General features: G+C 68.7%; 16 protein-coding genes. 10 read left to right on the plus strand and 6 right to left on the minus strand.

Annotation, left to right across the window (positions count from 1 at the left end; translation table 11 throughout):
- Positions 1-111: 111 nt before the first annotated feature.
- On the minus strand, positions 112-2,778 hold the full coding sequence (locus H293_RS0117665; protein WP_020119191.1) for a cellulose binding domain-containing protein: 2,667 nt from the start codon (positions 2,776-2,778) through the stop codon (positions 112-114).
- A 265-nt stretch (positions 2,779-3,043) separates the two neighbouring features.
- Complete coding sequence (locus H293_RS0117670; protein WP_028807939.1) at positions 3,044-5,959, minus strand: glycoside hydrolase family 48 protein; 2,916 nt, start codon at positions 5,957-5,959, stop codon at positions 3,044-3,046.
- Between the two features lie 252 nt (positions 5,960-6,211).
- Between H293_RS0117670 and H293_RS0117675 the strand changes: the two genes are divergently transcribed.
- Both H293_RS0117675 and H293_RS0117680 read left to right on the plus strand, forming a co-directional pair.
- Complete coding sequence (locus H293_RS0117675; RefSeq protein WP_020119193.1) at positions 6,212-7,684, plus strand: cellulase family glycosylhydrolase; 1,473 nt, start codon at positions 6,212-6,214, stop codon at positions 7,682-7,684.
- Positions 7,685-7,732: 48 nt separating this feature from the next.
- Complete coding sequence (locus H293_RS0117680) at positions 7,733-9,448, plus strand: glycoside hydrolase family 6 protein (protein WP_028807940.1); 1,716 nt, start codon at positions 7,733-7,735, stop codon at positions 9,446-9,448.
- 41 nt (positions 9,449-9,489) lie between these two features.
- On the opposite strand, the gene H293_RS0117685 is transcribed toward H293_RS0117680, so the two are convergent.
- Positions 9,490-10,302 carry a phytanoyl-CoA dioxygenase family protein gene (locus tag H293_RS0117685; RefSeq protein WP_020119195.1) on the minus strand — a complete coding sequence of 271 codons (813 nt, stop codon included), beginning with the start codon at positions 10,300-10,302 and terminating at the stop codon, positions 9,490-9,492.
- Between the two features lie 112 nt (positions 10,303-10,414).
- Between H293_RS0117685 and H293_RS0117690 the strand changes: the two genes are divergently transcribed.
- The 3 genes from H293_RS0117690 to H293_RS0117700 all read left to right on the plus strand — a co-directional run bounded on the left by H293_RS0117690 (position 10,415) and on the right by H293_RS0117700 (position 13,181).
- Positions 10,415-11,302, plus strand: coding sequence for a class I SAM-dependent methyltransferase (locus H293_RS0117690; protein WP_020119196.1), 888 nt, complete (start codon positions 10,415-10,417; stop codon positions 11,300-11,302).
- A gap of 730 nt (positions 11,303-12,032) precedes the next feature.
- Complete coding sequence (locus H293_RS0117695) at positions 12,033-12,410, plus strand: hypothetical protein (RefSeq protein WP_020119197.1); 378 nt, start codon at positions 12,033-12,035, stop codon at positions 12,408-12,410.
- Between the two features lie 69 nt (positions 12,411-12,479).
- Complete coding sequence (locus tag H293_RS0117700) at positions 12,480-13,181, plus strand: SDR family oxidoreductase (RefSeq protein ID WP_020119198.1); 702 nt, start codon at positions 12,480-12,482, stop codon at positions 13,179-13,181.
- Between the two features lie 77 nt (positions 13,182-13,258).
- Here the strand turns inward: H293_RS0117700 and H293_RS0117705 are convergent, their stop codons facing one another.
- A complete protein-coding gene (locus H293_RS0117705; protein WP_020119199.1) occupies positions 13,259-14,095 on the minus strand; it encodes an aldo/keto reductase in 837 nt (278 codons plus the stop codon).
- Positions 14,096-14,393: 298 nt separating this feature from the next.
- Here H293_RS0117705 and H293_RS0117710 point away from each other — a divergent pair, with 298 nt between their 5' ends.
- Genes H293_RS0117710 through H293_RS0117730 form a run of 5 tightly spaced genes read left to right on the plus strand, consistent with a single transcriptional unit; the run spans position 14,394 to position 23,911 of the window.
- Complete coding sequence (locus H293_RS0117710; protein ID WP_020119200.1) at positions 14,394-15,572, plus strand: glycoside hydrolase family 88/105 protein; 1,179 nt, start codon at positions 14,394-14,396, stop codon at positions 15,570-15,572.
- Positions 15,573-15,576: 4 nt separating this feature from the next.
- Positions 15,577-16,368, plus strand: coding sequence for a polysaccharide lyase family protein (locus H293_RS0117715; RefSeq protein ID WP_028807941.1), 792 nt, complete (start codon positions 15,577-15,579; stop codon positions 16,366-16,368).
- A gap of 12 nt (positions 16,369-16,380) precedes the next feature.
- A complete protein-coding gene (locus tag H293_RS54905) occupies positions 16,381-19,623 on the plus strand; it encodes a glycosyl hydrolase family 28 protein (RefSeq protein ID WP_259294486.1) in 3,243 nt (1,080 codons plus the stop codon).
- Positions 19,620-21,869: an alpha-galactosidase gene (locus H293_RS0117725; RefSeq protein WP_020119202.1), complete on the plus strand. Its 2,250-nt coding sequence runs from the start codon at positions 19,620-19,622 to the stop codon at positions 21,867-21,869. The genes H293_RS54905 and H293_RS0117725 overlap by 4 nt, the downstream gene beginning before the upstream one ends.
- Before the next feature lie 11 nt (positions 21,870-21,880).
- Positions 21,881-23,911, plus strand: a complete 2,031-nt coding sequence (locus H293_RS0117730) for a PQQ-dependent sugar dehydrogenase (RefSeq protein ID WP_020119203.1) — start codon at positions 21,881-21,883, stop codon at positions 23,909-23,911.
- A 27-nt stretch (positions 23,912-23,938) separates the two neighbouring features.
- On the opposite strand, the gene H293_RS0117735 is transcribed toward H293_RS0117730, so the two are convergent.
- Both H293_RS0117735 and H293_RS0117740 read right to left on the minus strand, forming a co-directional pair.
- The gene (locus H293_RS0117735; RefSeq protein ID WP_020119204.1) at positions 23,939-25,765 is read right to left on the minus strand and encodes an AMP-dependent synthetase/ligase; all 1,827 of its coding nucleotides are present in this window, start codon (positions 25,763-25,765) and stop codon (positions 23,939-23,941) included.
- Between the two features lie 320 nt (positions 25,766-26,085).
- Positions 26,086-26,949: a LysR substrate-binding domain-containing protein gene (locus H293_RS0117740; RefSeq protein WP_020119205.1), complete on the minus strand. Its 864-nt coding sequence runs from the start codon at positions 26,947-26,949 to the stop codon at positions 26,086-26,088.
- Positions 26,950-26,961: the final 12 nt, after the last annotated feature.

The following is a 26,961-nucleotide window of genomic DNA, read 5'->3' on the forward strand; positions in this document are numbered from 1 at the left end:
GTGAAGGAGTGGTGAGAGTTGCGCGGGCGGGGTGATTCAGTTGTGACCTGAACCATCGACGCGCGGGGGCAAGGGCGCGTACCCGTGCGGTACGCGCCCTCGACGCTCAGGTCAGGCGATTGTGCAGTTCTGGCCGCCCAGTGTGAACGCGGTCGGTTTCCCGTTTGTCCCCGACCAGTTGCCCGTGAAGCCGAAGCTCACCGAGGAGCCCGCCGCCACGTTGGCGTTCCAGCCGACGTTCTTCGCTGTCGCCGTCGAGCCCGACTGGGTGGACTCGGCGTTCCAGGTCTGGGAGATCGTCTGGCCGTTGGGGAAGGTCCAGCCGAGTGCCCAGCCGGTCCAGGCGCTTGAGCCCGTGTTGCTGAGCTGGACGTCCGCCTGGAAGCCGCCCGACCACTGGTTGGTGATCTTGTACGTCACCGCGCAGGCACCCGTGGGTGTGGGATCGGGCGGGTCCGTCGGATCGGTGCCGCCTCCGCCGCTCGTGTCGGACGTGTCGCCGTAGATCACGCCCCGGCCGTTGGTCGCGACGTACACGCGCCCGTACACCCGCGGGTCACCGGTGATCGCCGCACCGGTATAACCCCACTGGTGGGCATCGTCGTTGATGCGCGTCCAGCTCGCGCCCTTGTCCGTGGAGCGGAAGACACCACGGACGCCACCGATCTTCGCGCTGGTGTAGAGCGTCTGGTACGAGGCCCCCGTCGCCGCCTTCCCGAAGCCGATCGCGTCGGCCTGGTCGACGTTCGAGAGCTTGGTCCAGCTCGTACCGCCATCCGTGGAGTGCCACAGGCCGTACGCGCCGTCGATCGCCCCGCCCGCCAGCCACACGTCACCCTTCCCGCCCGGCAGCGCCTTGAAGCGCACGCTGTCACCGCTCGGCAGTCCGCTCGCCGCGGACGCCGTGAACGTCGCCCCGCCGTCCTTGCTCACGTAGAACTTCCCGGACTTGAAGCCGTAGAAGGTCTTCGCGTCCACCCGGTCCGACTCCACGATCGCCCCGGCCGGGATGCCGCTCGACGCCGACCAGGACGAGCCGAAACCCGTCGTGTACTGCACCCCTGTGCCGTCCGGGCTCCACACGAACCGGCTGCCGTCCGACGCGGCGGCCACCGTCCCGCCGGCGCTGACGCCCGAAGGGTCGGTCCCCGCGAACCAGTTGGCGCCGTTGTCCGTCGAGAACGCGATGTGCGGACCCGAGTCCAGATTGCCCGTCCGCACCACCGTGTTCGGGTTCGTCTCGGCGAAGTCCAGGCTGGTGGTCGTGGTGAAGTTCGGGGACGTGAACATCATCGACGGGACCTTGGTGAGATCCGTGTGCCGGAAGCCGCCGATGTCACCGAGCGCGCTCAGCAGCGGGGCGCCCGAGGGCGGCGACGCCAGGTCGAGGACCGCCGTCTCCTCCAGGCCCTGCACCATCGGCTTGATGGTGAACTGCCCGCCGGAGTCCCAGTTCGTGAGGTTCTCCGTGCCGTAGACCGTCGCCCCCGTCCCGTACATCATGCGGTTCGAGTCGAACGGGTCGATCTCCAGCGACTCGGTCATCCACCCGAGTTTCGGCGCCTGTTCGGGCGGCGACGGGTTCGCGCCCCAGGTGAGCCACGGGGAGGAGGAGACGTCCATGGTGAAGCGGTTCGCGCGGTTGGGGTACGACGTGTAGTCCCACGCCCTGGTCCAGGTCGCCCCGCTGTCCGTGGAGCGGAAGATCTGGGTGTCCGGCCACCAGGAGCTGTAGGCGGTGGCCATGACCGTGCCGGGCTTCTGCCGGTCCACCGTGAGTCCGCTGAAGCCGTAGTAGGTGTCGGCCTCAGCGACCGGGCTGATGTTCGTCCAGGTGCCGGTCCCCGTCGCGTACCGCCACACCTGGCCCTTGCCGCCGTCGTACGGCCCGCCCTTGTCGCTGTAGGAGAGATACAGGTAGCCGCCCGCCGCGTCCAGGACCCCCTTGTGGGCCAGGTAGCCGGTCGGCTGGCCGGCGAGCCGCGTCCAGGTCGCGCCCGCGTCCGTCGAGCGGTACACCGAGTTCTGCAGATCGGCGACCCCGACGTAGACCGTCTTCGTGGCGTTCCCGGACGTTCCCGTCGACTCGTCGAAAGTCACCCAGACGACGCCCTGGTTGTCACTGGCGTAGCCGCTGGTGTCGCTCGGATCCTGCTGGTAGTTGCCGACGTTGGGGAAGTTCGCCACCTGCGACCAGCTCACCCCGGAGTCCGTGGACCGCCACAGCCCCTTGCCGCTCGGCGCCCCGAGATACAGCACGCTGTTCTTGTTCGGGTCGACCGCCAGCCGCTCGCCCATGCCCCGCCCCGGCATGTTGCCGCCGAGCTTGAACGGCAGGTCGGTCTTCTGCCAGCTCGCGCCCCGGTTCGCGGACCGCATGACCGCGCCGTTCTTCGGGTCCCAGCTGTTGGTGTACGTCCCCACGGCCGCGTACACCTTGTTCGGGTCCACGGAGTCGGAGGCCAGGCTGACCACACCCGTGTGCCCCCAGTCGTCCCAGCCGACCGAGTCCAGCAGCGGCGTCCACGTCTTCGTCGGCTCCTGCCAGCGATAGGCCCCGCCGATGTCCGTGCGGGCGTACGCCAGGTTCTTCTCCTTGCGGTTGAAGACGATGCCCGGCACGAAACCGCCGCCGTCGATGCGGGCGTTCTTCCAGGTGTACGTGTCGGCGGCGAGCGAGACCTTCGCGGTGCCGTCGGCCGCCAGTGCGGGCGGGGTGCCGGCGAGCAGCCCGGCCGCGAGCGCGAGCACGGCCGTGAGGATGCGGGTTCTTCGCACGGGAGGGTCCTTTCCCGAGAGAGGGGAGGGCAAGCGCTTTCCATGTGGTGCGAGAGGTGCCGGGCGACCCCCAGTGCGGGAGGGGGTCGCCCGGCCGCTTGGCCCCGTCGTCAGGTGACGGGGCCTCGTACGTGGAGCCTTCAAGCGGTTCCGCGCGGGAGACGGTGCTGTGTGCGCCCTTCCAGGGGCGCGGGGAACTGCGCGACCAGCCACAGCGGACCCGCAGTCGAAAAACACCGCCTCCGCGCGGAGCGCCTGGCGGGGGCTATTCGAGTAGCTCCGCGTACGAACCCATGGCCAGGGCGATGTCCGCCTGGGCCCAGAACCGGTGGTAGGTGAACGACGGCACCGCGCCGCCCGCGAGATATGCCTGGATCTTCGACCAGGCCGGGTCGTTCTTGTAGAAGGACCGGATGGACTCGAACGTCGACGAGGAGTTGATCGCGTCACCGTTCGGCATGGTTCCGGTCCAGCCGCTCGGGACGGACACCGAGTCGTCGAACCGGTTGTAGTCCGCCCGGTTCTCCGGCACCGCGATGCCCAGGCTGTCCTGGTAGTTGGTCCACATGCCGTCCAGCAGGGCCTTGGCCGTCGTCTTCGCCGCCGTGTCGCCCGACTTGGCGGCGTAGTAGCTCAGGGTCTTGGCGTATGCGGCGGCCACGCCGACGTCGTTGGTGTAGTCGGCGACGGTGACGTGAAGTCCGCTGTTTGCGCCGGGACTTGACGCGTTCCAGGTGTCGGGCTGGCCCGACCACTGGAGCGTGGAGGGGATCTGGTAGGTGCCGTCCGGGTTGATCGTGGTCTTGGACAGCGCCCACTTGACCCACTTGTCGAGGACCGCCTTGGCCTGCGCGTTCCCCGTCTGCTGGTAGTACTCGGCCACTCGCTCCATCGACCACGCCTGGAAGCCGAACCACTGGTTGGACGGCGGGTCGTGGTAGACGGGCTGCTGGTCGTAGTACATGCCGTAGAAGGTCGACTTGCCGGCCGGGGGAGTCGCGTAACGGCCCGCCCAGCTGTTGGTCGCGCCGCCCGCGATGGCGCCCTCGTCGGACTGCAGCCAGCGGTAGAACTCCAGCTGCCGGGAGAGCGAGGTGTTCCAGTCCGCGGCGCCCGTGGCCGACTTGGGCTTGAGGGCGGCGTAGGAGCTCAGCGCGTACGCGGCCATGGGGTTCTGGTAGCCGCCGTGCGCGTGGCTGGAGCCGATGCGCCAGGCCCAGCCCGCCGAGGTGTCGGTGGCCCCGCCCCAGGCGTAGTACCAGGAGAGCAGGTACATCGAGGCGTCCTTGCCGGTGCCGGCCGGGCAGGTGGACGGCCCGACGCAGTTGCCGATCTTCTTGAAGTACTTGTCGTACATGGCGTAGCGCAGGTAGTCGCCCATCTTCGCGGCCTTGCCCACGGTCGCGGAGACGTCGGAGCCCTTGCCCTGCTGCTTGGCCCACACGTCGGCCCAGTACGCGGCCTGCACCGCCCGCGCGTCGGCGTCGGGTGCGTCGGTGAACTTCCACTGCTTGGCGTAGGAGGAGTCACCGGTGAACAGGTCCAGGTAGCCGTTCTTGCCGCCGTACTTGAAGGCGTCACACGTCGGCTGCGGCACCGTCTCCCACACCGACTCCTGCGCGCCGCGCTGGAAGGTGTTGATGTACGACGGTCCGGTGTCCGCCGGTCCGGCCTCGCACTTGCCGGGCGAGTTGCCGTAGCCGTAGGTGTTGTCGACGTCCTGGAGCCAGTGCATGCCGTAGATGTCGTCCGTGCCGTACGCCGACTTCAGCTCACCGGCGAGCGGGTCGGAGCCCACCGAGACCGAGGAGTCCAGCTTCGCCGGGTACTCGTTCGGGGTGTCGAGCTCGGGCGCGTAGGTGGCCGGCTTGGAGGCGTTGTAGAAGGAGTTGGTCGGCTGATCGGTGTGCGTGGGGATCATGTACTTCTCCATGATGTCCCAGGCACCGTTGAACTTGGACCAGTCGCCCGTCACCTTGCCGTACATGGCCTGCAGCCACAGGAGGTAGCTGTACGCCTCCGACGTGGTCTCGTGGCCGTGATCCGGCGCCTCGACGATCAGTGTCTCGACCGAGTGGTAGGGGATGCCCTCGGGGGAGAAGTAGCCGTTCGCCGGGTTGGTGATCTTGCCGTACAGATCCAGGAAGCGGGCGTTGTACGTGCCCGTCGCCGCGATCTGGGTGACCGTCACCGAGGCCTTGGCGTGGCCGGTCGCCGTCGACTCGAAGGTCGCGGCCCCCGTGCCGGAGGCGTTGCCGGTGATCGTCACCGTCTGCGCGGTGTTCCAGTTCGACGGGGTGAAGGTGAGCGAGGCGCCGCCGGTCACCGACAGGCCCGTGTTGCCGCTCGTGCGGGCGGTCGTGACCGTCACGTTCGCGCTCGGCTGCGTCGACAGCTTCACGGTGTACGTGCCCGTCTTGCCCTGCTGGACGGCCAGTTGGGTGGCCGAGGCGACGACCGCGGGACCCGAGGCGACCGTGATGCCGACCGGCGTCGACTCACCGGACGCGCCCAGGCTGTCGTACGCCTTCGCGAGCAGCGAATGACTGCCCACGGTCAAACTTGAGACCGAGAGCGAGTACGGCGAGGTCGTGTCGGTACCGAGCAGCGTGGTGTTGTCGTAGAACTCCACCTTGCTGATGGTCGCGTTGTCCGCGGCCGCGGCAGTCGCCGCGAGGGGTACCGCGGTGCCCTGGGTGTAGACCGCGCCGGCGGCCGGGCTGGTCAGCACGGTGATCGGCGGCTGGTGGGCTCCGGTGCACGAGGTGCCGTTGACGGCGAAATTGGTCGGGGCCGCGTTCGTGCCGCTGTAGGTGAACTGCGCGCCCGTGGAGACTGCGGCGCCCGCGGCGATGTTCGCGTTGTAGCCGGCGTCCTTCACGCTGATGTTCTGACCGGACTGGGACCAGGTGCCGTTCCAGCCGTTGCTCAGCTTCTGGTTGCCCGTGTAGCTGTAGGTCAGGGTCCAGCCGTTGATGGTGTCCGTACCGCGGTTGGTGATCGTCAGATCCGCGGTGAAGCCGGAACCCCAGTCGTTGGTCTTGTAGTCGACACTGCACTGAACTGCTGCTGCTTGTGCGGGAGTTGAAGCCGCACTCAGCATTGCGAACGGCAGTGCCATGGCCGCCACGACAGCGGTCCACAATCGCCGGGCGGTCCGGCGTCTCCTGGTGGGGGGCATTGCTGGTTCCTCCTTGTGCGGCTCGGAGAAGTCAAGGCTTGAACCAGTGGGAGCGCTCCCATAGTGGGGACGTGCGTTCAAGGGGTCAAGGTGCTTGAAGAGTCGAAAAGATTCGACGAACGGGGCTCGGGAAAAGTCAAGTGACCCCTCTGTTCTTTGCCGTCACTTGGCGCTACCTTCCTTGGCACCAGTGGGAGCGATTCCATCAGTCGACGCGTCCGTAACGGCGCGCTGATCTGCAAGGAGTCGCTCATGCGACACCCCCCGCGTTCAGTTCTCTTAGCCGTTGCCGGCGCGGTCGCCCTCATCGGGTCCGTGGCGGTGCCGGTGGTCACGGCGTCCGGCGCCGCCCCTGCCTGCTCGGTGGAGTACTCCGTCACCGGCCAGTGGGACAGCGGCTTCCAGGGCGCCGTCAGGATCACCAACAACACGGCTGCCGTGCGCAGTTGGAACCTCACCTTCGACTTCGCCGGCGGCCAGAAGCTCACCCAGGGCTGGAACGCGCAATGGTCCCAGTCCGGTACGACGGTCACCGCTGCCAACGAGAGCTACAACGGCTCCCTGGCCACCGGAGCGAGCGTCAGCGCCGGATTCATCGCGTCCTGGTCCGGGAGCAACGCCGTACCGACCTCGTTCAAGCTCAACGGCACCAGCTGCAACACGGCCGCCGACCCCTCACCCACGCCGGAGCCGACGGACCCGGCCCAGGGGACACCCCCTGTTCTCCGTGCCTCGGGCAACAAGCTCGTGGACGCCGGCGGCGCCACCCGTCGGCTGCTCGGGGTGAACCGGTCCGGCGGCGAGTTCATGTGCGTCCAGGGCCGCGGCATCTTCGACGGCCCGGTCGACGACGCCTCCGTCAAGGCGATCGCCGACTGGAAGGCGAACACGGTCCGCATTCCGCTGAACGAGGAGTGCTGGCTGGGCCTGGCCAACATCGACCCGGCCTACGCCGGGGCGAACTACATCAACGCCGTCAAGGACCTGGTCGCCAAGGTCAAGGCCCACGGCATGACACCCGTGGTCGAACTCCACTGGACCTACGGGCAGTACACCGGCAACTCGGCCGGCTGTTCCGACGTGCACGCCAGCTGCCAGAAGCCGATGCCCGACATGCAGTACACGCCCGCCTTCTGGGCCTCGGTGGCGAACACCTTCAAGAGCGACCGCACTGTCGTCTTCGACCTGTTCAACGAGCCCTACCCGGACCGCGCCACCTCCACGACCACCCAGGCGTGGCAGTGCTGGCGGGACGGCGGCAACTGCCCGGGCATCGGGTACGAGGTCGCCGGTATGCAGGATCTCGTCGACAGCGTCCGGGGCACCGGCGCGACCAACCTGATCCTGGCCGGCGGGATCGCCTACTCGAACGACCTCAGCCAGTGGCTGAGCTACAAACCGGCCGACCCGGCGGGCAATCTCGCCGCCGCCTGGCACGTCTACAACTTCAACTCCTGCTCCACCGCGAGCTGCTGGAACTCCACGCTCGCCCCGGTGGCCGCCCAGGTCCCCCTCGTGGCGGGGGAGATCGGCGAGAACACCTGCGCGCACGGATTCATCGACCAGGTCATGAAGTGGTTCGACGACCGAGGCCTGTCGTATCTCGGCTGGACCTGGAACACCTGGGACTGCTCCTCCGGGCCGTCCCTGATCAGCAGCTACGACGGCACACCCACAGCGTTCGGCACCGGGCTGCGTGACCATCTGCGCGCCCTGAACGGATAGCACCCGCCGGGCGGACACCATCCGCGAAACGAGAAGGAACCCGCACTCATGAGTCGTACGAGAACAGCGCTCCTCGCTGCCCTGGCGCTCGTCGCCGGGGCCTCCGGGACCGCGTTAGCCGTGGCCCCCGGGGACGCAGGCATCGCCGCCGTCCCCTGCACCGTGGACTACAAGGTGCAGAACCAGTGGGACACCGGCTTCACCGCCGCCGTCACGATCACCAACAACACGACCGCCAAGTCGAGTTGGTCGCTGAAGTGGGCGTACGCCGGAAACCAGAAGGTCACCAGCGGCTGGAACGCCAAGATCAGCCAGAGCGGGACGGCCGTCACCGCGGCGAACGAGTCCTACAACGGCACGCTCGCCACCGGCGGTTCGGTCAGCTTCGGCTTCCAGGGCAGCTACAGCGGCACCAACGCCGTCCCGGCCACCTTCACCCTCGACGGGGTGACCTGCAACGTCGACGGCGGCGGTCCCACCGACCCGGGCCCGACCGACCCCGGTACCCCCGGCACCCGGGTCGACAACCCGTACGCGGGCGCCAAGGTGTACGTGAACCCCGAGTGGTCCGCCAACGCCGCCGCGGAGCCGGGCGGCAGCCGCGTCTCCAACCAGCCCACCGGTGTGTGGCTGGACCGGATCGCCGCGATCAACGGCACCGGCGGCAAGATGGGCCTGCGCGCCCACCTCGACGAGGCGCTGAAGCAGAAGGGCTCGGGAGAGCTCGTCGTCCAGCTGGTCATCTACGACCTGCCCGGACGCGACTGCTCGGCCCTCGCCTCCAACGGCGAACTGGGCCCGACGGAGATCGACAAGTACAAGACGCAGTACATCGACCCGATCGCCGCGATCCTCGCCGACCCGAAGTACGCCTCGCTGCGGATCGTCAACACGGTCGAGCTCGACTCGCTGCCGAACCTCGTCACCAACGTCACGCCGCGGGCCACGGCCACCGCGAACTGCGACACGATGAAGGCCAACGGCAACTACACCAAGGGCGTCGGCTACGCGCTCAACAAGCTCGGTGACGCCCCCAACGTCTACAACTACGTGGACGCGGGCCACCACGGCTGGCTCGGCTGGGACGACAACTTCTCCGCGACCGTCCAGACGATCAAGCAGGCGGCCACCGCAGAGGGCGCCACGCTCAACGATGTGCAGGGCTTCATCACCAACACCGCCAACTACAGCGCGCTGAAGGAACAGAACTTCACCATCAACGACTCCGTGAACGGCAAGTCCGTGCGCGAGTCCAAGTGGGTCGACTGGAACCGCTACGTCGACGAGCTCTCCTACGCGCAGGCGTTCCGTCAGGAGGCCGTGAACCAGGGCTTCCCCGCGGGCGTCGGCATGCTGATCGACACCTCCCGCAACGGCTGGGGCGGCTCCGCCCGGCCCACCGGTCCCGGTGCCATGACGGACGTGGACACCTACGTCAACGGCGGCAAGCTCGACCGGCGTATCCATGTCGGCAACTGGTGCAACCAGTCGGGTGCCGGGCTCGGTGAGCGTCCGAAGGCCAGCCCTGCCGCCGGGATCGACGCCTACGTGTGGATCAAGCCTCCGGGTGAGTCCGACGGGGCAAGCTCCGCCGTCCCGAACGACGAGGGCAAGGGCTTCGACCGGATGTGCGACCCGACGTACACAGGTAACCCGCGGAACAACAACAACATGTCCGGTGCGATGCCGAACGCTCCGTTGTCGGGACACTGGTTCTCGGCGCAGTTCCAGGAGCTCATGAAGAACGCGTACCCGGCACTCTAGATCTGCCGAGTGCGCGGTGCGACACCCCCGCCGGGGTCCGGTCAGGTCTCCTTGGCCAGGCCCCGGCGGATCGCGAACTCCACCGCCGAGTAGTCGCCGTCCGGGCGGTCCAACTCGTACGGCTCGGCCGGGAGCAGAGGCGGCTGCGCCATGAAGCGGGGCGTCCTGCCGTGATGGGGCTGGGCCGCGTGGACCAGGAAGGGGTGGCAGAGGTAGACGTCACCGGGGCTGCCGGTGGCGTGGGCGAGCGGACGGTGTGCCGAGGCCCTGTCCACCTTGGGGCCCAACTCCAGGAAGGACGCCCCCGGTTCGCCGTACGGCTCCAGGACCGGGGGCACGTCGAGATGGGAACCCACCCTGATGCGGGTCGGGGCGTCGGTCTCGGAAACCTCGCTGAACAGGAAGAGCATCAGCAGGGCACGGTCCCTGGAGCGCAGGTTGGTGTGGTACATGCCGGCCGGCGCGTCCTCGGGAAGGTAACTCCCCTCGATGTGCCAGCCCGCGTCGTCGGGTTCCTCCGCATGCGGAAACCGCAACGGGAAACTGCCCAGTGAGTAGCGGGGCTGCCAGCGGTTCTCGCCCACCAGCAGATCGAACGCCTCGTGCAGGACCGGAGAGTTGGCGGCCGCCGCGAACGGGCCCTGTGCCATCCCGGCCACCCACACCACCGGGTCCTTCCAGGAGGCCGGGTTCTCACGGTCGTAGCCCGTCTCCCGCCACAGCAGCGACGCGCAATGCTGGGCGACGCGGGGCGGGAAGGCGCCCTCGATCCTCACGAATCCGTCTTCGAGGAAGCGCTCCACCAGTTCGTCGTCCATGGGGTCATCGTGGGGGACCGGCCGGGACGGACGCATCCCATTTTCTTTACGTCCGCTTTGCCGTGCTTGTTGCTGTCGTGGCAACACCACTGGCCTCCTCGCGGTGCGTCGGAGCACGCTGGCCGCACCGCGAGGAGAGGGTGGCAGCATGGCGCACGATCACGAGACCCACGGTCACCACCACCATGACCACACCGACATCGACTGGTCCAGGATGGCCGAGCATCTGGAGACCCAGGCAGAACTGTTCACGCCCCTGTACGAGCGGGCCCTGGCCTGGCTCGGGCACAAGCAGACCGAGCCGGGGCTGATCGTCGACGCGGGCAGCGGGCCCGGGGTGCTGTCCTGTCTGCTCGCCGACGCGTTCCCGGGGGCCCGAGTGGTCGCCGTCGATGGAGCCGAACCCTTGCTGGAACGGGCGCGGGCCCGGGCCGAACGGCTCGGTGTCGCGGATCGCTTCGGCACCCTCGCCGGTGAACTACCAGGAATTCTCGACGACTTGGACTACCCCGTCGACCTGCTCTGGGCCAGCCGGAGCCTGCACCACCTGGGGGACCAACGGGCCGGAATCGCCGCGTTCGCCGCACGGCTGGCGCGCGGCGGCACCTTGGCGCTGATGGAGGGCGGGCTGCCGGCGCGTTTTCTGCCCCGGGACATCGGGATCGGGCGACCCGGGCTCCAGGCGCGGCTCGACGCGCTGGAGGAGGAGTGGTTCGCGGCGATGCGCGCGGATCTGCCCGACTCCGTCGCGGAGGCCGAGGACTGGCCCGCGCTGATGGCCTCGGCCGGACTGCGGCACACCGGTACCCGCAGCTTCATGCTGGATCTTCCGGCGCCGACGACCGATCGGGCCCGTGCCTACATCGCCGCGTCGCTCGGGCGGCTGCGGGAGGTGTTCGAGGAGCAGCTGGATGCGGACGACCGGGAGACGCTTGACCGGCTGCTCGATCCCGAGGAGGCGGCGAGTGTGCATCGGCGGGCGGATGTGTTCCTGTTGGCGGTGCACACGGTGCACACGGCTGTGCGGACCGGTTGAGGTACTCGGTGATCAGTGCGCCCCCGACGTGCCGGACACGGGAGGGAACGAAGTGGTCGGCCAGTACCCGCCGTTTCATCTCCTCCCGCGGTGTCCGGTCCGGCGGCTGCCCTGCCGGATCCCCCACGGCGACGATCCGTTCCGTCGCCGGCATGCGGGCGCGGATCGCCCGGGCGGACACTTCTGTGCCGTACAGGGTTGCCGAGGCGACCGGGCCGCGGTCCAGGGCCAGGTCGCGCAGCCGCCGTACCGAGTCGGGGTGCCGGGGACTACGCCCTGACCTGGACCCTGGGTGCCGTCGCACTGTGGCGCCCCGGCCTGCCGGATCCCGCGGACGACGGCGCGCGCGAGCCGCTGATCACCTTCCCCGTCGACTCGTCGGCGGTGGGTGACCTGCGCCTGGACCTCGACGCTGGCGTGCTGCGCTACCGCGGACAGGGGCGGACCAGTTTGGTGCACACCCTCTCGCTCCAGGGACTGACCGGTACCGCCTGGCGGGACCGGTCAGCACGAAGCGCCGCGTTCGACGGCCGGGGCCGGCCGGTCCGTCGACCCGACCGTCCGCAGCGCCCTGACCTCGGAGGGCACACTCGTCAGCGTCTCGACCGGCAGGCGGCCCCCGGGAGCCGAGGGCGTCGAGGGCGAGGACTACCTCACGGAAGGAGCCTTCAGCCCGGACGGCCGCCGGCTCGCCGTCGCCGACGTCCGGGGCCGCATCACCCTGTGGGACGTGCACAGCTGGCGCAGGCCGGCCGTCCTGCGCAGCGGCGGCTCCAACCGCCACCAGCCGGCGCTCGACTTCTCCGCCGACGGCTCACTGGTGGCCGCGAGCGACCCCGACGGCTCGGTGCACGTCTGGGAGACGGCCACGCCCGCTCTCCCGCCCGCGGTCCTCCCCGCGGGGGACGTTCCGGCGCTCGCCCTCGGACTCACCCAGGACGGCGCGGAGTTGCACATCGCGACCGCTCATCTCGCCGACAGGACGGTCCTGTTGGCTCCGGACCGGGCCGCTCGGACGGTGTGCGCCCGGGTGTCGCGGGGCTTCACCGCGACCGAGTGGCGGCGCTGGTTCCCCTCGGCCGACCACCGTCGCACCTGCGGCTCTTGACTTCGAGAATGCTCCAACTGATGTACTCCCTGCCGTCCACGAGATGACAGAAGCACACAGGGGGAAGCCATGTCCGATTCACCGGTCGCGCTCATCACCGGCGGCGGCAGCGGTATCGGCGCCGCGGTCGCGCGGCAACTGCTCGACGCGGGGCACCGGGTGGCCGTCACCGGCCGTGGTGAGCCGCGGCTGCGCGCCTTCGCCGAGGAACTCGGCAACCCGGAGGGGCTGTTGACGTTCGTCGGCAACGCAGCCGAGTACGGCGACATCAAGGCCGCCGTGGACGGCACGCTCAAGGAGTTCGGGCGGCTGGACACGGTCCTCGCCAACGCGGGCTTCGCCACCCATGACACCGTGGCCGCGGGAGACCCCGCCGGCTGGACCGAGATGGTGCTGACCAACGTGCTCGGCCCCGCCCTCCTCATCCGCGCCTCCATCGACGCGCTCAAGGAGACCCGCGGCCGGATCGTCCTGGTCGGCAGCGTCGCCGGGTTCGTCCACGGGCCCGGCAACATCTACGGGGCGACGAAATGGGCGGTGACCGGGCTCGCGGAGAACGCCCGCCGCGAGGTGACGGAGTTCGGCGTCGGCGTCACCCTGATCGCTCCGGGCCGCGTGGAGACGCCGTTCTGGGACAGCCACGGCAGCCTGCCGCCCGGCCACCTCCTCACCGCGGACCAGATCGCCGCGTCGGTCGTGTGGGCCGTACGGCAGCCGGAGGGCGTCGACATCAACACCGTCGTCGTACGGCCGATCGGGCAGCCCGTCTGACGGCCGGCTCCGGACATACGACGGCCGGCGGCGGGTCCCCTGAGACGGGGCCCGCCGCCGGCCGAAGCGCCGGTGCGTCAGGCGGCGTTGAACGTCGACGGGTCCGGGCCGAGGCGCCGGTCCTCGTTGAGCGCGCTGATCGCCGCCAGGTCCTCGGTGTCCAGGCTGAAGTCGAAGACCTCGATGTTCTCCTTGATCCGGGACGGCGTCACGGACTTGGGGATCACGATGTTGCCGAGCTGGAGGTGCCAGCGCAGTACGACCTGGGCCGGGGTGCGGCCGTGCTTCTGGGCGATGGCCACCACGGCCGGGACCTCCAGGAGGCCCTTGCCGGAGCCGAGCGGCGACCAGGCCTCGGTGGCGATGCCGTGCTCCGCGTGGTACTCGCGGGCCGCCCGCTGCTGGAGGTGCGGGTGCAGCTCGATCTGGTCGACGGCCGGGACGACGGACGTCTCGGCGATCAGCCGCTCCAGGTGCTCGGGCTCGAAGTTGGAGACGCCGATGGCCCGGATCCGGCCGTCCGCGTACAGCTTCTCGAACGCCCTGTAGGTGTCGACGTACAGGTCGCGGGCGGGCGCGGGCCAGTGGATCAGGTACAGGTCCACGTAGTCCAGGCCGAGCTTGTCCAGCGAGGTGTCGAAGGCGCGCAGGGTCGAGTCGTAGCCCTGGTCGCTGTTCCAGAGCTTGGTGGTGACGAAGATGTCCTCGCGGGCCACTCCGGAGGTGGCGATGGCCTTTCCGGTGCCCTTCTCGTTGCCGTAGATCGCCGCTGTGTCGATGCTGGGGTACCCGGCCTCCAGCGCCGTGGCGACCGCGCGCTCAGCCTCGTCGTCCGGCACCTGCCAGACGCCGAAACCCAGCTGGGGCATCTCGACGCCGTTGTTGAGGATGATCGGGGGGACCTTGCTGCTCACGAGCTCTTGATCCTTACGGTTGTCGTCGGGTGGCACTCCTATGGTCAACGATCACAAGCCGTGATGCATTCCTGACCGGGGAATCCGTGCGAACTGACCCGCGGGTCAGTGAGCGATGGCTGAAATTGGCCGGAAATGCATCCGACCTCTTCGGTACAGACCATTGACCGCCGACGGTCCTGCCGCGACTCTGGATCGCGCCAACGGGCGGCATCCTGAACTCAGTTCATAGATGTGAATTCGCCCTGACTTTCATCCGATGTTTCCCGTGTCTCCTGGCTCACGGAGAGGGAGGAACATGAGACGCCGTCGTCTTCGCACGGCTCTGACGACCCTTGCACTCGCCGCCGCGACCCTGGTCACCGTGCCGGCCGCCGCACCCCCGACCGCCCGCTCCCCGATCGGCCCGTCCCCGGACCGGGACTGGTCCGTGGCGATGGTCGAGTCGACCATGGCCCGCTTCACACCGAGCAGCATCGGTGGCTGGTCCTACCCGGTCGGCCTGTACCTCTACGGCCAGTACCTCGCGTACGAGCGCACCCATGACACCCGCTACCTGACCTACATCAAGGACTACGTCGACCGCTTCGTGAAGAGCGACGGCTCGATCGGCCAGTCCTTCAACAGCCTGGACAGCATGCAGGCCGGGCGGCTCCTGGTGATCCTGCACCACGAGACCGGCCAGGACCGCTACCGCAAGGCGGCCAAGAAGATCGTCGACCGCCTGGCCGCGTATCCCCGCACGAGCGACGGTGGCTTCTGGCACGCCGACACCGCGAGCCGCGCCCATCAGCTCTGGGCGGACGGCGTCTACATGGTGAACCCGTTCCTCGTCGAGTACGGAGAGGAGTTCGGCGAGAGCTCGAACGCCGACGACGAGGCCGCGAAACAGCTCGCCGTCTACGGAAGCCACCTCCAGGTCGCGAACGGACTGCTCAAGCACGCCTACGACGAGTCGAAGACGGCCGGCTGGGCCGACCCGCAGACCGGGCTCGCCCCCGAGCACTGGTGCCGTGCGGTCGGCTGGTACTCCATGGCGCTCGTCAACGTCCTGGACGGCATTCCGCAGCACCACCCGCGCCGGGCCCAGCTGCTCGGCGTCTTCCGCAAGCTGGCGGCCGGCCTGGAGAAGTACCAGGATCCGGCGACCGGCCGCTGGTTCCAGGTGATCGACAAGGGCGCCCACGACGACAACTGGACCGAGACGTCCTGCTCCAGCATGTTCACCTACGCCCTCTCGCGCGGCGCCCGGCAGGGATACCTGGACCAGCATTTCAAGGCCGTCGCACACCGCGGCTACCAGGGGGTGCTCGCCAAGCTCTCGGTCGGCGCCGACGGGCGCACGAACCTCGCCGACATCTCCATCGGGACCAACGTCGGCGACTACGCGTACTACATCGCTCGCGACCGGGCCACCAACGACTTCCACGGTCTGGGCGCCTTCCTGATCATGAACGAACAACTGCGAGGTGATTAGTGTCATGAACACATCCAGAAGGGTGTTGCTGGGCGCCGCGCTCGGCGGTGCCACGGCGGCCGCGGTCGGTCTGCCGACGGCGACCGCCGCCCACGCCGCCTCCTGGCAGCAGAAGTGGGCCCCCTCCGCGAGCTCCGACGGCCTCGGCGCCTTCGAGACGATCGAGGACGACCGCGCCGACTCGCACACCGCCGGACAGCCGCACATCTACACCACCGACAACAACTGGCGCTTCGACATGCACACCGTCGACCGCGACACCTCGACCGACCGCCAGCGCCAGGAGGTCACCGGGCTGCGCAACGGCAGCGGCGGCAACTACCTGAAGTGGACGAAGGGCCAGACCTGGCGGGTCACCTACTCGATGTACATCCCGAGCTCCCTGAAAGCGACCACCACCTTCACCCACATCATGCAGATGAAGCAGCCCGGCAGCGGCACCTCGCCGATCGTCGTGCAGTCCCTGCGCCGCGTGAACGGCAAGCAGACCATCGAGCTGAAGCTCGCCATCGACGACATCCTCGTCGGCCGCACCGACCTGGACCCGCTGCACGACAAGTGGACCGACGTCGACTTCCAGATCAAGGTCGGCGACGGCTCGGCGGGTTCGGTCCGCTGGATCCTCAAGTCCGCCGGCTCGACCGTCATCGACGCGTCGAAGACCGGCGTCGACACCTTCCTGGCCGACCGGGTCCGCCCGAAATGGGGCATCTACCGCTCCCTCGGCGACACCTCCGGCTCCCTCCAGAACACCTACCTGCTGCTCAGCAACCTCCGCGGTTACCAACTGGTCTGAGGAGCCGTCACCTTGAAACCCCCCACTGCTCCGCGCTCCCGCTCCCGAGCGGCGGCGATCGTCCTCTTCGTCGTCGCGGTCGTCCTCGGACTCAGCCACCCGGCGGCCCCGGCCGCCCCGCAGGACCCGTCCCGAGCGCCCGCCGTCTTCGACGTACGCGACTACGGCGCCAAGGGAGACGGCTCCGCCAACGACACCCCCGCCGTCAACAAGGCGATCAGCGCGGCGAGTTCGGCGACGGGCGGCGGAGTCGTCCGCTTCCCGCCCGGTGACTACAAGTCGAAGAACACCATCCACATGAAGAGCCATGTGACGCTCCGGCTCGACAAGGGCGCCACCCTCCAGGGTTCCAGCGCCGACACCTACGACAAGGCCGAGTCCAATCCGTACGACGCCTACCAGGACTACGGGCACAGCCACTTCCGCGACGCGATGATCTACGGCGACAAGCTGACCGACATCGGCTTCGTCGGCCAGGGCGTCATCGACGGCATGGGCAACCTGATCACCGGCAACCCGAAGTCCGGCGAGGCCGACAAGATCATCTCCCTGACCCGGTGCGACGGCCTCACGATCGGCGACGGCCTCACCCTGCGCCGCGGCGGCCACTTCGCGGCGCTCGTCAACGGCTGCAAGAACGTGACGTCCGACCACCTGACCATCGACACCGCGAGCGACCGCGACGGCTGGAACATCATCTCCACGACGAACGTCACGGTGACGAACGCGAACATCAGGGCCAACGACGACGCCCTGGTCTTCAAGAGCGACTACGCCCTCGGCGCCAAGCTCCCCAACGGTCACGTCCGCGTCAACGACAGCTTCCTTTCCGCCCGTTGCTGCAACGCCCTCATGTTCGGCTCGGAGACCTGCGGCGACTTCTCGGACTACCGGTTCGAGAACATCCGTATCGACGGTGCCGACAAGTCCGGCCTCGGCATGGTGTCGATGGACGGCGCGAAGATCTCCGACGTCCACTACCGCGACATCACGATGACGAACGTCCACTCGCCGATCATGCAGAAGATCGGCACCCGAAAGCGGTGCGGCAACAGCCCCGGTGTCGGATCGATCAGCGACATCACGTACGACGACATCACGGCCACCGGCAGCAGCCCGTCCTTCAGCCCGACCCTGTGGGGGGAGACCGGCCACCGCATCAAGGGCGTGACCTTCAACCACGTCGACATCACGGTCCCGGGCGGCAACGGCACCATGTCCACCGGTGTGCCGGGCAACGACCCGAAGGACTACAACCCCAAGGCCATCGGGACCCGGCCGGCCTACGGCTGGTACCTCCACAACGCCGACGACATCCGCTTCACCGACAGTTCGGTGAAGTTCGCCGCGGACGACGGCCGCCCGGCATTCCTGGCCGACGCGGCGGACGGCATCCGGCTCACCCGGTTCGCCGCGCAGAAGGGCGGCGGCTCCCCGTTCGACGTGGGCTTCCAGGACGTGACGGGCGGCTGCCTGACGGACAGCCACAACACCTCAGGCGGCGCCCTGCGGGTCTCGGGAGGTCAGGACTGCGGTACGGCGGCCGAGCCGCTGGATCTGGAGAACCCCCGCCAGGACTTCCTCCGCGCCTCGGTGGGCGGACTGTTCCTGCACTGGGGCCTGCGCACCACGCCCGCCCACACCAGCTGCACCGACTGGGAGAACGACGTCACGAACGGCGGCTGGAACGCCGACTACTGGGTGAAGGAGGCCCAGAAGCTGCACACCCAGTACCTCGTCCTCGCCTCCTTCCACAGCCGCCTCGGCTACGCCCGCACCTGGCCGTCGAAGATCCCCGGCTCCTGCTCCACCAAGCGGGACTTCCTGGGTGAGCTCGTCACCGCCGCGAAGGCCAAGGGGCTGAAGGTCATCCTCTACATGACCAACGACCCCCAGTGGCACGACGAGGGCGGCCACGAGTGGCTCGACTCGGACGCCTACTCGGCCTACAAGGGCAAGAACGTCGACCTGACCACCAACGACGGCTTCGGACAGTTCAGTTACGACAACTTCTTCGAGGTCATGGACCGCTATCCCGACCTCGGCGGCTTCTGGATCGACAACGACAACGCCTACTGGGAGAGCCACGACCTCTACCGGCAGATCTACGAGAAGCGTCCGAACTACACGCTCAGCAACAACAACGAAGACACGCCGATCATGGACATGATCAGCAATGAGCAGAAGACGGGCATGACCCCGGCCTACGACTACCCGCAGGCCGTCTACACCTCCCAACCCCGCCTCACCGAGGCGGACTTCAAGCTCCCCTCCACCGGCTCCTGGTGGTACGGCGGCACCGACCCGTCGGTCGACAAGATGCTCACCCTCGGGCGCCTCGTCACCAACGCCGGCTCGTCCGTGAAGGCGCTGATGGCCGAGACCGCCCAGGTCAACGGCAAGTTCCCGGCCAACCAGGCCGACTTCAACAACTTCGCCAACTCCTACCTCGACCCCATCTGGGAGTCCCTGCACGGCACGGAGGGCGGCGGCTACCTGTACGGCGGGCTCAAGCCGGGATTCTGGAACGACGGCGCCCACGGCGTGACCACGATCAGCAAGACGGACCCCGACCGCCAGTACATCCACGTGCTGACCCCGCCCAGCACCAGCACCCTGCGCATCCGCGACAACGGCTACCGCGTCGCGTCGGTCACCAACCTCCGTACAGGCAAGGCGGTTTCGTGGTCGCAGTCGGGCGGCGTACTCACCCTCACCGGCCTAGGTGCCTGGGACCCGTACGACACGGTGTTCAAGGTCACCACGGCCGGCCGCCAGGGCATCCTCACCGGCGTCAAGGTGAGCGCGAGCGCCTCGGCGAGCGGTCACGCGGGCTCGGCCGCCGGTGACGGTGATTACGGCACCTACTGGGACAACAACAAGACCCTCCCGGTGAACCTCACCTTCGACCTCGGCAGCGCGAAGAAGGTCCAGTACCTCGGGCTCAACCAGCGTGAGGACTCCGTCGCCTACGCCCGCTCGGACACCGAGCAGTCGGCGCGGATCAAGGACTACAAGGTGTATCTGAGCGCCGACGGCTCCACCTGGGGCAACCCGGTGAAGACCGGCCAACTGCCGAGCCGCCGCGGCATCCAGGGCATCGACCTGACCGCGGCCAACGCCCGCTATGTCCGCCTGGAGGTCACCTCCACCTGGGCCGCCTCCACCGACACCACCCGCTACAAGCGACTGCGCATCGACGAGGCATGGATCGGCACGTCGTACGCCACACCCACGAACGGGGGACAGTCATGATCCGGATCAGATCGCTCACGGCCGCGGTGGCGGGCCTGCTCCTCGCCGCCGCCGTGCCGCTCGTGGGCACCGCCCAACCGGCCGCCGCCTCCGACAACGGCCAGTCCGTCCGGCCCGCCATGGGATGGTCCAGCTGGAGCTTCGTCCGCCGCTCGCCGACCGAGGCGAAGCTCAAGGCCCAGGCCGACGCGCTCCTGTCGAGCGGGCTCAAGAACCACGGCTTCGTCTACGTCAACCTCGACGACTTCTGGCAGAAGTGCGACTCCAACGGCTTCGTCGTCGACTCCTACGGCCGCTGGGCCGTCGACTCCGCCAAGTTCCCGTCCGGCATCAAGGCGCTGGCCGACTACATCCACTCCAAGGGCCTGAAGTTCGGCTTCTACGTGACGCCGGGCATCGCCAAGAACGCCGTCACCAAGAACACCCCGATCGAGGGGACCTCGTACCACGCGAAGGACATCGCGGACACCTCGAAGACGGAGAAGAACTACAACTGCAAGAACATGTACTACATCGACTACCAGAAGCCGGGCGCGCAGGAGTTCGTGAACTCCTGGGCCAAGCAGTTCGCCTCCTGGGGAGTCGACTACCTCAAGATCGACGGAGTGGGCAGTCAGGACGTCCCGGACGTCCAGGCCTGGGACAAGGCGCTGCGCGCCACCGGACGGCCCATCAACTTCGCGCTGTCCAACAACCTTCCGATCGCGGACGCCGCCACCTGGAAGAAGCTGGCGAACAGCTGGCGCACCCAGGGCGACGTGGAGTGCTACTGCGGTCCCGGTGACAACGGCAGCGGCTATCCGCTCACCGACTGGTCGCACGTCTCCTCCCGCTTCAACACCGCGGCCTCCTGGCAGCCGCACGCCGGTCCGGGCGGCTGGAACGACCTCGACTCCCTGGAGATCGGCAACGGCGACCGGGCGGGCCTCACCGCCGACCAGCGCCGGTCCCACTTCACGCTCTGGGCGATGGCCGCCTCGCCGCTGCTGCTCGGCACCGACCTGACCGATCTCGACCCGGTCGACAAGGCGATGCTGACCAACGACCGTCTCATCGGGGTCGACCAGGACGGCGTCGCCGCCAAGCGGATCGTGAACAGCGGGGTCAAGCAGGTCTGGAGCAAGAGGGAGAGCGACGGCCAGTACGTGGTGGCCCTGTTCAACACCGGTACGTCCGGCAACGCCACGGTCGCCGTGGACTGGTCCCAGGTCGGCTTCACCGGCTCCGGAGACGTCACCGACCTGTGGTCCGGCTCCCACAAGGGCGCGATCGCCGACTCCTACAGCGCGACCCTGCGTCCCGGCGAGACCCGGCTGATCCGCGTGAAGCCCGCCAACTCCCTGAAGAGCGCGGCCGCTTCACCGGGCATGGCCGTCGCCCCCTACGAGTACCTCGGCTGGGGCAACCCGCAGAACCCCACCTCGGTGATGTCGGCGACCGGCGTCAAGTGGTTCACCCTGGCGTTCATCCTCTCCGACGGAGGCTGCAACCCGAAGTGGGACGGCTCGCGAGCGCTGACCGGCGGCACCGACCAGTCGAGGATCGACGCGATCAGATCCGCCGGCGGTGACGTCATGGTCTCCGTCGGCGGCTGGAGCGGGAACAAGCTCGGCGAGAAGTGCTCCAGCGCCTCGGCGCTCGCCGGCGCCTACCAGAAGGTGATCAACGCCTACAAGCTGAAGGCCCTCGACATCGACATCGAGAACACCGAGTGGTCCAACGCGACCGTACGGCAGCGGGTCGTCGACGCGCTGAAGACGGTCAAGGCGAACAACCCCGGCCTGAAGACCGTCATCACCTTCGGCACCACCACCAGCGGCCCCGACTCCACCGGCGCCGACATGATCAAGCGGGCGGCGAACTCGGGCCTGGCGAACGACGTGTGGTGCATCATGCCGTTCGACTTCGGCGGCGGCGCCACGAACATGGGCACCCTGACCACGCAGGCCATGGAGGGCCTCAAGGCGCGGGTCAAGTCGGCGTACGGATACAGCGACGCCACCGCCTACGCCCACATCGGGCTGTCCTCGATGAACGGCAAGACCGACGACTCCGGTGAGCGCGTCCGGGTCGCCGACTTCAAGACCATGCTCGCCTACGCCCAGCAGCACCACATCGGGCGCCTCACCTACTGGTCCGTCAACCGCGACCGCCCCTGCGGCTCGGGCACCGACGGCGACTCCTGCAGCGGCGTGACGCAGCAGCCGTACGACTACCTCAAGGTCTTCACCCAGTACACGGGCTGAAGGGAACATCCGTGAAAAACAAGAGAGTTCTGCCCTACGGCCTCGCCGCGGCCCTCGCGCTGCCCGTCGCCGGCCTGAGCCAGGCCACCGCGCTCGCGGCCACCGACTACCAGGCGGAGGACGCGACCGTCGTGCAGGGCACGGTGGCCACCAACCACACCGGCTACACAGGCACCGGCTTCGTCGACTACACCAACGTCAAGGGCTCCTATGTGGAGTTCACCGTCAGTGCCGCCTCCACGGGCACCACCGCCGTCACCTTCCGCTACGCCAACGGGACCGCGACCGACCGGCCCATGGACATCTCCGTGAACGGCACGGTCGTGTCCTCGGCCGTCTCCTTCCCGGCCACCGCCGACTGGAACACCTGGGCGACCAAGACCGTCGATGTCCCGCTCACCGCGGGCTCCGCCAAGATCCGCGCGACCGCCACCACCGCCGCCGGCGGCCCCAACCTCGACCGCATCGGCGTCGACGCGGCCACCGACTCCCAGGCCCCGAGCCGTCCCGGGCAGCCCAGTTGCTCCGACATCGGCGAGGACGGGCTCACGCTGGCCTGGGGCGCCTCCACCGACAACGTGGGCGTGACGGCGTACGACCTCTACGAGCACGGCAACAAGATCGGTGAGGCGCCCGGCGGTGCGACCAGCAAGGCGCTCACCGGCCTCACCCCCGGCACCACCTACAACCTCACCGGCATCGCCCGTGACGCGGCCGGCAACACGTCCCCGGCGAGCCCCGTCGTCGACTGCACCACCAAGCCCAGCTCCGACACCACCCCGCCGACCAAGCCCGGCACCCTGTCCGCGACGGACGTCACGGCGAACAGCGCCGCACTGAGCTGGGGCGCCTCCACCGACGACCGGGCGGTCACCGGCTACGACGTACGCAGTGACACCACCGTCTACAAGTCCGTCACCACCGGCACCTCGACCACGCTGACCGGGCTCGCCTGCAACAGCCCGTACAGCCTGAACGTCGTCGCCCGCGACGCGGCCGGCAACGTCAGCCAACCGAGCAGCACGGTCACCTTCACCACCAAGGCCTGCGCCACCGACGGCGGCGTCCCCTCCTCCGTCGCCACGCTCTCCTCCGGCTGGACCATCCCCTGGGGCGTCTTCTGGCTGCCCGACGGCAAGAGCGCGCTGGTCACCGAGCGGGACGACTTCCGGGTCTGGAAGGTCACCAAGGACGGCACGAAGACACAGGTCGGCACGGTCCCGAACGCCGTCACCACCAACGGCGAGGGCGGACTGCTCGGCGTCGCCGTCGACCCGAAGTGGGAGACCAACCACCACGTCTACTTCATGCACACCGCGTCCGAGGGCAACCGCGTGGTCCGCATGACATTCGACGGGACCGCTCTGAGCGACTACACAGTGCTCTTGCAGGGCATCAAGAAGAACCGGTACCACAACGGCGGACGCCTCGCCTTCGGCCCCGACGGCTACCTCTACGTCTCCACCGGCGAGGCCCAGACACCGGACCTGGCGCAGGACAAGAGCTCCCTCAACGGCAAGATCCTGCGCATGACGACGGACGGGAAACCTGCCCCCGGCAACCCGTTCGGCACCTACGTCTACAGCCTCGGCCACCGCAACCCGCAGGGCCTCGCCTTCGACCGCAACGGCCGCCTGTGGGAAGCGGAGTTCGGCAACAGCTCCAAGGACGAACTGAACCTGATCAAGCCGGGCGCCAACTACGGCTGGCCGGTCTGCGAGGGCACCTGCTCCACCGCGGGGATGACCAACCCGAAGGCCACCTGGAACGTCTCGGAGGCCTCGCCCAGCGGCATCGCGATCGTGCGCAACGTCGTCTACATGGCCTCGCTGCGCGGTGAGCGGCTGTGGCGGATCCCGATCAACGGCGACAACGAGAACGTCGGCACGCCGACCGCGTACTACGTGGGCACCTACGGCCGGCTGCGCACGGTCGTCAAGGTGCCGGGCGCCGACCAGCTGTGGCTGTCGACCACCAACTGCGACAACAACGGAGGAGCGGCGGACGGCTCGGACAAGATCTTCCGCGTGACGATCAGCTGACGGGCCGTGAGGCCGTGACACGGGCCGTCAGGCCCGGTACAGCGCCTCGACCTCGCCCGCGTACGCCGTCTCGATCGCCTTGCGCTTGAGCTTCAGCGAGGGGGTCAGCAGCCCGTGCTCCTCGGTGAAGGGCTGCGCCAGGATGCGGAACGTGCGGATCGACTCGGCCTGCGAGACCAGGGTGTTGGCGGCCACCACGGCGCGCCGCACCTCGGTCTCCAGGTCGGGGTCGCGCACCAGCTGGACCGGGGACATCCGGGGCTTGTCGTGCATGCCGAGCCAGTGCTCGACGGCCTCCTGGTCGAGGGTGACCAGGGCGGCGATGTAGGGCCGGTCGTTGCCCACGACGATGCACTGCGAGACCAGCGGATGGTCGCGCACCCGCTCCTCCAGCACGCCGGGGGAGACGCTCTTGCCGCCGGAGGTGACGAGGATCTCCTTCTTGCGGCCGGTGATGGTGAGGTAGCCGTCCTCGTCGAGGGAGCCGAGGTCACCGGTGGCGAGCCAGCCGTCGTGCAGGGTCTCGTCGGTGGCCTTGTCGTTGTTGAGATAGCCCTGGAAGACGGTGGGGCCGTACAGCCAGATCTCGCCGTCGTCCGCGATGTGCACGGTCATGCCCGGGATGGGCTGGCCGACCGTGCCGTAGCGGGTGCGCTCGGGCGGGTTGGCGGTGGCGGCCGCCGTCGACTCGGTGAGGCCGTACCCCTCGTAGATGTGCACGCCCGCGCCGGCGAAGAACAGCCCGAGCTTGCGGTCCATGGCCGAACCGCCGGTCATGGCATGTCTGATACGGCCGCCCATCGCCGCCCGCATCTTCGCGTACACGAGCTTGTCGAAGAGCTGGTGCTGCATCCGCAGCCCCGCCGAGGGGCCGGGCCCGATGCCCCAGGCCTTGGCCTCCATGGCCTCGGCGTACTTCACGGCCACGTCGACGGCCTTCTCGAACGGCCCGGCCTTGCCCTCCTTCTCGGCCTTGCGGCGGGAGGCGTTGAAGACCTTCTCGAAGATGTACGGCACCCCGAGGAAGAAGGTCGGCTTGAACGCGGCGAGGTCCGGCAGCAGGGCGGCCGCGTTCATCTGCGGCTGGTGGCCGAAGCGGACCCCGCCGCGGATCGCCGCGACCTGCACCATCCGCCCGAAGACATGCGCGAGCGGCAGGAACAGCAGGGTCGCCGCCTCGTCGCCCTTCTTGGAGTGGAACACCGGCTCCCACCGCTCGATGACGGTGTCCGCCTCGTTCATGAAGTTGCCGTGGGTGATCACACAGCCCTTGGGGCGGCCGGTGGTGCCCGAGGTGTAGATGATCGTCGCGACCGAGTCGGGGGTCACGGCCTGCCGGTGCCGGTGCACCACCTCGTCCTCGATGGCGGCGCCGGCTTCGTACAGCTCCTGCACCGCGCCGGAGTCCAGCTGCCACAGCCGGTGCAGCTGCGGCAGCCGGTCGATGACGGTGGCGATCGTCATCGCGTGGTCCTCGTGCTCCACGATCGCGGCCGTGCATTCGGCGTCGTACAGCGCCCAGAAGCACTGCTCGGCGGAGGAGGTCGGGTAGACGGGCACCACCTGCGCGCCGATCGTCCACAGAGCGAAGTCCAGCAGGGTCCACTCGTAGCGGGTACGGGACATGATCGCGACCCGGTCACCGAAGCGGATGCCCTGGGCAAGCAATCCCTTGGCGAGGGCCATGACCTCGTCGCGGAACTCCGCGGACGTGACGTCCCGCCACCGTCCGTTCTCGTCCTTGCGGCCGAGTGCGATGTGCACGGGGTCGTTCTGGGCATGCTCGAAGACGACGTCGGCCAGTCCGCCCACGGGGGGTGCCAACGCCAACGGAGGGTTGGTGAACTCGCGCAAACCCCGCTCCCCGCTCTCCCTGGCGCTCAGTGAAGCTCCGCACAGCGCCGTGAAAGCTACCCCACCCTGACCCCCGGTGGGAGGGGGGCCGAAGCCGAGGGGTGCTCACGTATGGCCTGGTCAGTACCGGAAAATACCCTCACATAGGGAAGGGTCGGACAGAAAACCGACGGTTGCGTAAGTTTCCGAGCCGCAATCTCCACGGAATCTGTACGTCCTGATCGCGGCTCACCACCCTGGTGAAACGGTTGTCCACCAGGTGCCGTCCTTCTCTGCCCTCAGCGCCGCCGACCCGGAATTTGTCACTCCGGCCGGAGGCCTCACCGTCGGTGCAGCCGGTCCCCGCCCGCCAGGATCGCGGAGGCCAGGGCGTCCGCGGCCTCCTGAGCGGCCGTCCGCCGACGGCCGTGGACCAGGACGAAGTCCACCCGCCCGAGTTCCGGCAGCCCGGACCGGTCGGGCACCCGCACCAGCCCCGGCGGCACCAGCCCCCGGGAGTGGGCCATCACCCCCAGTCCGGCCCGCGCGGCCGCGATCAGCCCGTTCAGGCTTCCGCTGGTGCACACGATCCGCCACTCGCGCCCCTGCCGCTCCAGCGCCTCCAGGGCCAGCGTCCGGGTGATCCCCGGCGGCGGGTAGACGATCAGCGGCACCGGACGGTCCGCGTCCAGGCGGAGCCGCTCCGCGCCGATCCACACCAGCCGGTCGTGCCACACCAGCTCGCCCCGGGGATCCTCGGGGCGCCGCTTGGCGAGCACGAGGTCCAGCTTCCCGGCGGCCAGCTGCTCGTGCAGGGTGCCCGACAGCTCGACCGTCAGCTCCAGGTCCACCTCGGGATGGTCGTACCGGAAGCTCTCGAGGATCTCCGGCAACCGGGTGAGCACGAAGTCCTCCGACGCCCCGAACCGCAGCCGCCCCCGCAGGCGCGTACCGGTGAAGAACGCGGTCGCCTGGTCCTGCACCTCCAGGATCCGCCGCGCGAACCCCAGCATCGCCTCGCCGTCCTCCGTCAGCTCCACGGAGTGGGTGTCCCGGGTGAACAGCTGCCGCCCGGCGGCGTCCTCCAGACGCCGTACGTGCTGGCTCACGGTCGACTGGCGCACCCCCAGCCGCCGGGCGGCCTGCGTGAAGCTCAGGGTCTGTGACACCGCCAGGAACGTGCGCAACTGCGACGGGTCGTACATGGCGCGAGCTTA

The organism is Streptomyces canus 299MFChir4.1, from assembly GCF_000383615.1.
Lineage (GTDB): Bacteria > Actinomycetota > Actinomycetes > Streptomycetales > Streptomycetaceae > Streptomyces > Streptomyces canus_C.